Below are 7583 nucleotides of genomic sequence, written 5' to 3' on the forward strand. Positions count from 1 at the left end.
GCCACTGCCACGACCAGCACCGCCGCCGCCACCATGCCGGCCACCGCCACAAGCAGCAGAAGTACCAGCCGTGCCGTCAGTCGTCGCGCCTGGTCCTGGGCTCCAAAAAAATCCATGCCTTTCCTCGTCAGAAGCTGACCTTGGGCGCCGCCTGAATTTCAGCACTGTCCTCGAACTCGAGCAGCGCCGCATCCTCGCGATGCCCCAGCGGGCCTGCCAGCAGGATCGGGGGGAAGCTCTGCTTGTAGGTGTTGTACTGCATGACCGCATCATTGAAGGCCTGGCGAGCGAAGGCGACCCGGTTCTCGGTGCTGGTGAGCGTCTCCGAGAGCTGGCGCATGTTCTCCGACGCCTTCAGGTCCGGGTACGCCTCCATGACCATGTTGAACCGTCCGAGCGCCGCCCCCAGAGCCCCTTCGGCCCCGGCCAATTCGGCCATGGCACCCGGCTCGCCGGGCTGTGCAGCGGCATGCTTGAGGCCTGCCAGGGCGGTATTTCGTGCTTCGGTAACCGCCTGCAGTGTCTCCCGCTCGTGGGCCATGTAACCCTTGGCCGTCTCCACCAGGTTGGGAATGAGGTCGTAACGACGCTTCAGCTGCACTTCGATCTGGGCAAAGGCGTTCTGATAGCGGTTCTTCAGTGCCACCAGCCGGTTGTAGATACTGACGCTGTAGATGACGACCAGGCCCAGCACCACCAGCACGATGATCAGCGAAACGTTCATTGCCGCTCCTCTCCGTTTGGCGCGATACGCATATCCCGCTTGGCGCATTGCGCGAAATCCCGCCCAGGACCATAGACATAGTCTTGACCGTGATCAATTCCGGGCAAGTCACGCACGCCCACGCAAGGCCATACGCGATGATATAATCTGGCGACAGCCGCGTCATACCGCCACGGCCAGTGGCAAGTCGCCAACCGTCACCTGTCACCTGTCGTTCATCGAGTCAGGCTAATGTTACTATCCGGACTGACAGGCTAGCCTGTCCACGCTCCGCTTAACAGCGACAGACCGATTGTCGTATCAACGGAACATGCGCAAGGGAGCCGGTCTTGGCAGAGCAACTCAGGGATTTCCTTCATGCATTGGCCCATGCCATGCGCAACCTGCTGCCGATCATCATCGTGGTGGTGGCCTTTCAGGCCCTGCTACTGAGACAGTGGCCCGAAAACGGGTTGAGTATGGCGATCGGCCTGATGATCGTTGCCGTAGGCGTCGCGCTGTTCCTGCAGGGGCTGGAGCTCAGCATTTTCCCGGTGGGCAAGCGCCTGGCCAACCAGTTCGCTCGCCGCGGCTCCATGCCGATCCTGATGCTGTTCGGCTTCGCCATCGGTTTCTCCGCGGTGGTGGCTGAACCGGCGCTGATCGCCGTCGCCGACCAGGCCGCGCAGATCAGCGATGGGCGGATCGACGCCTTGACTCTGCGACTTATCGTGGCCGGCTCGGTGGGATTGGTGATGGCCCTCGGCGTGTTCCGGATCATCCTTGGCCACCCCCTGCACTGGTACATGATCGTTGGCTATGTCCTGGTCGTGCTGGTGACATTCTTCGCCCCCGAGGAGATCGTCGGCCTGGCCTACGACTCCGGCGGGGTAACCACCAATATCGTTACGGTCCCGCTGATTGCCGCCCTGGGCATTGGCCTCGCCGCCTCCATTCGTGGCCGCAGCTCGCTGATCGATGGCTTCGGGCTGGTGGCACTGGCCGTGATGGTGCCGATGATCAGCGTGCAGCTCTACGGCATCCTCGTCTATGCCGATCCGGGCAGCATCCCCAGTGGCGCGGAGCTGGTCGCGCCCAGCAGCGACACAGCGCCCCCCTCCGGGCTGCTGGTCATGGTGCTTGATCTTTTCAGCATGCTGCGCGACGTGCTGCCGATCATTCTGGTGATCCTGTTCTTCCAGTATGCCGTCCTCAAGCGCTCGCTGGCCGATCCGCTCAAGGTGGGCATCGGCTTCGCCCTGGTGATCATCGGCCTCTACGCCTTCGTGGTGGGCCTCAAGCTCGGCCTCTTTCCCATTGGCCAGAGCATGGCACATCAGCTGGTCACCTTCGATACCTGGCTGTGGGTCTACCTGTTCGCCTTCTGCATCGGCTTTGCCACCACCATGGCCGAGCCGGCCTTGATCGCCATCGGCCAGCAGGCCGAAGAGGCGGCGGCTGGCAAGATCCAGGGCAACGTGATCCGCATCCTGGTGGCACTGGGCGTGGCTATCGGTATCACCATCGGTGTACATCGCATCATCACCGGCGACTCCATTCACCATTATATTATTGGCGGCTATACCCTGGTGATTGTGCTGACTGCACTGGCCCCTCGCTACATCGTCGCACTCGCCTTCGACCTGGGCGGCGTGACGACCTCCGAGGTGACCGTGCCGCTGGTGACGGCGCTGGGCATCGGCCTGGCCAGCCAGATCGAGGGCCGCAACGTACTGATCGACGGCTTCGGGCTGATCGCCTTCGCCTCGATCTTTCCTATCGTGACCGTTATGAGCTATGCCATTCTCATGGACTGGCTGGCCAAGCCTGGAGGCAAGAGGACATGAAGTTTTCCCTGTTGGTTGCCATCGCACCTGAGGAGCTCGAGCAGGAGTGCATCGATGCCGCCACCGAGGCGGGCGCCGTTGGCATGACCCTGATGTCTGGCCGTGGCATCGGTGGGGAGCGCAAGAAGACCTTCTTCGGCCTGACCTTCGAAGGCAGTCAAAGCATCATGCTGCTGACGCTGGAGAAGGGCCTGTCGCTCAAGGTACTCAAGGCCATACGCCAGATACTCAATCCTACCGGCGACGACTCCAAGGGACTGGTCATGACCCTGCCCGTGGAGCACCTCGGTGGAATCGACATGTCGCAGGTCAAGCGCTTCGAAGAGCGACTGAGGCACGACCACTGATTCAACAACAGACGGAGTGACAAGATGCTGGTCAAGGACATCATGATGCGTGACGTGGTGACGGTGTCACCCTTCGCCACCCTGCGCGACGCCCTGGGCTTGATGAAGCGCCACAACCTCAAATGCCTGGTTGTCGAGCAGCAGGACCCCCACGACGCCTGGGGCCTGATCACCTACACCAATATTCTCAAGACCATCGTCGCCGAGAACGGCGACATCGACCTGATCAATGTCTATGACGTCTGCGCCAAGCCGGCCATCGGTGTCGGCGAGTCACTGGATGTGCGTCATGTCGCCAGCCTGATGACCGACAGCGTGGTCAAGCGGATCCTGGTACTCGATGACAACAAGTTGGTGGGCCTGGTCACCATGGATGATATCGTAGGGACCGTTCTCGACATGATCGAGTAAGGCTACTGGAACGACGCATGCAAGATTTCTTCACCTGGCTGGGCACGACACTCGGCGAGATCATCCGTTTCGTGGTGGATCTGCTGGTCCACTTCTTCCAGAACCTGGGCGACGCCGCCCGTGGATTTTTCCACGGCCTCTCCGCTTCGCTAGGCGTCCCGTCTACCCTGGTGAGCCTGTTGATCCTGGTTCTCGGCCTTTGGCTGCTTTATCTGGGCCTGCGCGCCCTGCTGCGCAGACGCCTGGTGGCGACGCTGATCTGGGGGCTGCTCGGCATTACGGTTTTAAGCTGGCTGATCAACTGAGCCTTCTCCGCCCGAAGCAACAGCACCCCCCGAAACAGCAGCGCCGCCCCATGGGCGGCGCTGTGGTTCACACCGAGTAAAGCCCCTTCCTGCCTTCAAGCCAGCGCTTTTTCCACCACCTCATAGACGTTCGGTGAGAGCTCCTCGGCACGGATGCGCTCGAGCTCGCCCTTCATCAGCTCCTGGCGGGTCTCGTCGAAGCGCTGCCAGCGGGTCAGCGGCGTGATCAACCGAGCGGCGATCTCGGGATTGAGGCGATTGAGCTCGATCACCACATCGGCGAGCAGACGGTAGCCCTCACCATCGATACGATGGAAATTGACTCGGTTCTGGTTGGCGAAAGTACCGACCAGGGCCCGTACCCTGTTGGGATTCTTCAACGAGAAGGCCGGATGCCCCATCAGGTATCTGACCCGGTCCAGCGCATCCGACTGGGGGCGCGTCACCTGGATGCTGAACCACTGGTCCATGACCAGGGGATCGTGCGCCCACTTCTCGCCGAAGGCCCGCAGTGCCGGGTCGGCCAGGTCATTGCGGCTGCTGTGGGTCAGCAGGGTCAAGGCATGACGCACGTCGGTCATGTTGTGGTCGGCATGGAACTGCGCCTGGGCCGATTCGACACCCTGCTCGTCCTCTATCGCCATCAGGTAGGAGAGGGCCACGTTCTTGAGGCTGCGCTGGCCGATCTGCTCCGGCTCGGGCGCATAGGGGGCATCCGAGCGATTGGCTTCGAAAAGCGCCATGAACTCATCGCGCAGGGTGGTGGCCAGGGACTGCTTGACGAAGGTGCGAGCCGCATGGATGGCATCCACGTCCACCAGCGGCTGCTGCTCGGCGATATAGGCTTCGGAAGGAAGGGTCAGCATCTCGGCCAGCACCGCCTTGTCGTCGCCTCCCAGCTCGAGCAGGGCCCGGAAGGCCTCGACGACGCGCGGATCCATCACCTTCTCGACACCATTGCGGTGAGCTGCAATCAAGTCATCCAGCGCCAACATGGCCAGTCGCTGGCCGGCATCCCAGCGATTGAACCCGTCGGAGTCGTTGGCCATGAGGAAGGCAAGATCCTCGCGGCTGTAGTGGAATCGCAGTTGAACCGGCGCCGAAAAACCACGCAGCAAGGAGGGCACCGGGGCCTCGGCAACGTCGGTGAAAATGAATGCCTGTTCGTCTTCGCGCAGGTGAATCACCGCATCGCTACCGAGCGATTCGCCGCCCAGCGTCAAGGGCAGGTCACGGCCGCTCTTGGTGCCTACCAGGCCCATCCGTAGCGGAATGTGCAACGGCTTCTTCTCAGGCTGGCCGGGAGTGGCCGGGGTACGCTGACGCAGGGTCAGGTGGTATTCGGCGTTGGCATAATCGTACTCGCCATGGGCATCGATTTCCGGCGTGCCGGCCTGGGAGTACCAGCGCATGAACTGGGACAGATCCATCCCCGATGCCTCGGCCATGCATCCGACGAAGTCCTCGATGGTCACCGCCTGGCCGTCGAAACGCTCAAAGTAGAGGTCGCTGCCGCGGCGGAAAGCCTCCCAGCCCACCAGATTACGCAACATGCGCACCACTTCTGCCCCCTTTTCATAGATCGTCAGGGTGTAGAAATTGGTGATCTCGATGTAGTGGTCGGGACGGATCGGGTGGGCGGTGGGGCCGGCATCCTCGGCGAACTGCGCGGTGCGGAAGAACGCCACGTCCTCGATGCGCTTGACTGCGGCAGAGTTGATATCGGCGGAGTAGCACTGGTCGCGGAAGACGGTGAAGCCCTCCTTCAGCGAGAGCTGGAACCAGTCGCGGCAGGTCACCCGGTTACCCGACCAGTTGTGGAAGTACTCGTGGGCAACGATCCCTTCGACCCGCTGGAAGGCGGCATCCGTGGCGGTATGCGGATGGGTCAGCACCGCGGCGGAGTTGAAGATGTTGAGTCCCTTGTTCTCCATGGCGCCCATGTTGAAGTCATTGACCGCCACGATCATGAACAGGTCGAGGTCGTACTCGCGCCCGTAGGTCTCCTCGTCCCATCTCATGGCCCGCTTCAGCGACGCCATGGCATGGTCGGTCTTGTCGAGATTCTCCTCCTCGACCCATAACTGCAACGCCACCTCGCGACCGCTCATGGTGGTGAAACTGTCTTCCACCTTCGCGAGATCCCCGGCGACCAGGGCGAACAGGTAGCAGGGCTTGGGATACGGGTCCTCCCAGGTCACGAAATGGCGCCCACCCGGCAACTGGCCGCGCTCCACCGGATTGCCGTTGGAAAGCAGCACCGGTTCTCGACTTGCGTCACCGATGACCGTCGTGGAGAAGGTCGCCATGACATCGGGGCGGTCGGGATAATAGGTGATGCGTCGAAAACCTTCCGCTTCGCACTGGGTGCAATACATGCCGTTGGAGAGGTAGAGCCCCTCCAGCGCCGTATTGTCCTGCGGCGCAATTTCCACCTCGGTATCCAGCAGGAAACGCTCGGGTACCCGGTGAATGACCAACCCGTTGGCAGAGAGGGCGTACTCGTTCTCATCCAATGGCTGGCCGTCGATGGCGATGGACTTGAGAATGAGGTGCTCGCCATCGAGCTCCAGCGACGCGCCGGCCTCTCGCTCCGGATGGCGCTCAAGGTGCAGTCGCGCCTTGACCCGTGTGGCATCGGGCTTGAGATCGAAGGTCAGCTCGGTGTGGGTAACACGGTAGGCAGGCGGCCGATAGTCGCTGAGATAGGTCGGCTTGGGTTCAGACATCGGGGAAAGGCTCCTGACGGGAATCGACGGCTATTGTACGGGGCCCGGCTCCCCAACCTCAAAGGCAGCCGTCCATTCAACGGCGAACAAGATGGTTGGGTGGCGTGGCAAGCCCCCGAGGCTCGGGGCGGCTGGCGATCCAAAGGCCCAGCAGGGTCAGCCCGGTGACAAGAATCGCTTTCAGCCAGACCACGCTGAGGGTCAGCAGCAACACCAGAATCGAGAAGGCCAGCATGGCACCGGCCAGCCATTTGGCGTGCCGGGGAATCGCCCTCTCGCCCTCCCAGGCCACTACCGCCGGGCCGAAGCGCGGGTGTTCTCGAATCCACAGGGCGAAACGGGGCGAGCCGCGGGAGGCCGCCCAGACCGCCAGCAGCATGAAGCAGGTTGTCGGCATCAACGGTACAACGACACCAATGACACCGAGACAGAAGCTGACCCAGGCCAGGGCAATGTAGGCAATACGGCGAAGCGAGGACATGCGCTTCCTCCGGCAGTGGGTACGGTCATTTAACGATCATTGAAGCCCATCACCGCCGCTGTGGCCAATCGCCTCTTCCTATGGTTCTGGTTGATAGGCCGCCACCGGGTAGATGTCGTTGCCAATGGGCGGCACCGTTCAAGACGCCTGGCAAAAAAAACTCGCCATCGGCGAGTTCAATAGGCCAATACGTTCTGCTCTTACTGGATGGGAATTTCCCGGCGGGACGCCTTGGCTTGCTCGCTGCGCGGCACCCGAACCGTGAGCACCCCCTTGTCGAAGGTGGCCTTGATCTCCTCGTCCTCGGCATCCGAAGGCAGGTCCAGCACGCGGCGGAATCGGCCATAGGAGCGCTCGATACGATGGTGCTGGCCCTCTTCAGCACGGCTCTCCTGGCGCTTCTCACCTTCAATGACAAGGCGGTGATCGTCCAGGGCCAGGGTGATGTCTTTCTCCTCTACCCCCGGCACCTCGACGCTGATCACGTACTCGGTGTCATGCTCGGCAATATCGAGTCTTGGCTGCAAGAGGCCCGGCATGTCACCAAAGCGGCTCTCCAGGGACGGCATGCCGAACTGCCGCATGACGTTATCCATCCAGCGATCCAGTTCCTGATGCATACCCAGCAACGGTGTAAGCTCACCCCGCCGTGGCTCCACCGTGGAGGGCGGAGCCGGTGCATCGGCGCTCTCGCTCTTGAACCAGTTCCAGGGTGAGAGTTTTTGCAGATTCATACGCCACCTCCTGTTTGATCAATCCA

Annotated in this window: 8 protein-coding genes; 4 read left to right on the forward strand and 4 right to left on the reverse strand. The window is 61.8% G+C overall.

Annotated features, from left to right (window positions below; all coding sequences use genetic code 11):
- Nucleotides 1-127 precede the first annotated feature (127 nt).
- Nucleotides 128-724: a LemA family protein gene (locus Q427_RS17825; RefSeq protein WP_043516445.1), complete on the reverse strand. Its 597-nt coding sequence runs from the start codon at nucleotides 722-724 to the stop codon at nucleotides 128-130.
- A 329-nt stretch (nucleotides 725-1053) separates the two neighbouring features.
- Between Q427_RS17825 and Q427_RS36400 the strand changes: the two genes are divergently transcribed.
- From Q427_RS36400 to Q427_RS17845, 4 genes are read left to right on the forward strand one after another with little or no spacing between them, the layout of a single operon-like run.
- Nucleotides 1054-2550 (forward strand): DUF1538 domain-containing protein, encoded by a 1497-nt coding sequence (locus Q427_RS36400; RefSeq protein WP_043516447.1) that lies wholly within the window; start codon nucleotides 1054-1056, stop codon nucleotides 2548-2550.
- Nucleotides 2547-2897 (forward strand): P-II family nitrogen regulator, encoded by a 351-nt coding sequence (locus Q427_RS17835; protein WP_043516449.1) that lies wholly within the window; start codon nucleotides 2547-2549, stop codon nucleotides 2895-2897. The genes Q427_RS36400 and Q427_RS17835 overlap by 4 nt, the downstream gene beginning before the upstream one ends.
- Nucleotides 2898-2921: 24 nt before the next feature.
- Complete coding sequence (locus Q427_RS17840; protein ID WP_043516451.1) at nucleotides 2922-3308, forward strand: CBS domain-containing protein; 387 nt, start codon at nucleotides 2922-2924, stop codon at nucleotides 3306-3308.
- A gap of 17 nt (nucleotides 3309-3325) precedes the next feature.
- Complete coding sequence (locus Q427_RS17845; protein WP_043516453.1) at nucleotides 3326-3613, forward strand: hypothetical protein; 288 nt, start codon at nucleotides 3326-3328, stop codon at nucleotides 3611-3613.
- 95 nt (nucleotides 3614-3708) lie between these two features.
- On the opposite strand, the gene pepN is transcribed toward Q427_RS17845, so the two are convergent.
- The 3 genes from pepN to Q427_RS17860 all read right to left on the reverse strand — a co-directional run bounded on the left by pepN (nucleotide 3709) and on the right by Q427_RS17860 (nucleotide 7557).
- The gene (gene pepN, locus Q427_RS17850) at nucleotides 3709-6342 is read right to left on the reverse strand and encodes an aminopeptidase N (protein ID WP_043516455.1); all 2634 of its coding nucleotides are present in this window, start codon (nucleotides 6340-6342) and stop codon (nucleotides 3709-3711) included.
- A gap of 76 nt (nucleotides 6343-6418) precedes the next feature.
- A complete protein-coding gene (locus Q427_RS17855) occupies nucleotides 6419-6823 on the reverse strand; it encodes a YbaN family protein (protein WP_043516457.1) in 405 nt (134 codons plus the stop codon).
- A gap of 200 nt (nucleotides 6824-7023) precedes the next feature.
- On the reverse strand, nucleotides 7024-7557 hold the full coding sequence (locus Q427_RS17860; RefSeq protein ID WP_043516459.1) for an Hsp20/alpha crystallin family protein: 534 nt from the start codon (nucleotides 7555-7557) through the stop codon (nucleotides 7024-7026).
- Between the last annotated feature and the right edge of the window lie 26 nt (nucleotides 7558-7583).

Source organism: Halomonas sp. BC04, assembly GCF_000568385.1.

Bases quoted from the DNA above. Each gene is read 5' to 3' on its own strand.
- Q427_RS17825 (WP_043516445.1), bottom strand. From the start codon at position 724: ATGAACGTTTCGCTGATCATCGTGCTGGTGGTGCTGGGCCTGGTCGTC.
- Q427_RS17835 (WP_043516449.1), top strand. From the start codon at position 2,547: ATGAAGTTTTCCCTGTTGGTTGCCATCGCACCTGAGGAGCTCGAGCAG.
- Q427_RS17840 (WP_043516451.1), top strand. From the start codon at position 2,922: ATGCTGGTCAAGGACATCATGATGCGTGACGTGGTGACGGTGTCACCC.
- Q427_RS17845 (WP_043516453.1), top strand. From the start codon at position 3,326: ATGCAAGATTTCTTCACCTGGCTGGGCACGACACTCGGCGAGATCATC.
- pepN (WP_043516455.1), bottom strand. From the start codon at position 6,342: ATGTCTGAACCCAAGCCGACCTATCTCAGCGACTATCGGCCGCCTGCC.
- Q427_RS17855 (WP_043516457.1), bottom strand. From the start codon at position 6,823: ATGTCCTCGCTTCGCCGTATTGCCTACATTGCCCTGGCCTGGGTCAGC.
- Q427_RS17860 (WP_043516459.1), bottom strand. From the start codon at position 7,557: ATGAATCTGCAAAAACTCTCACCCTGGAACTGGTTCAAGAGCGAGAGC.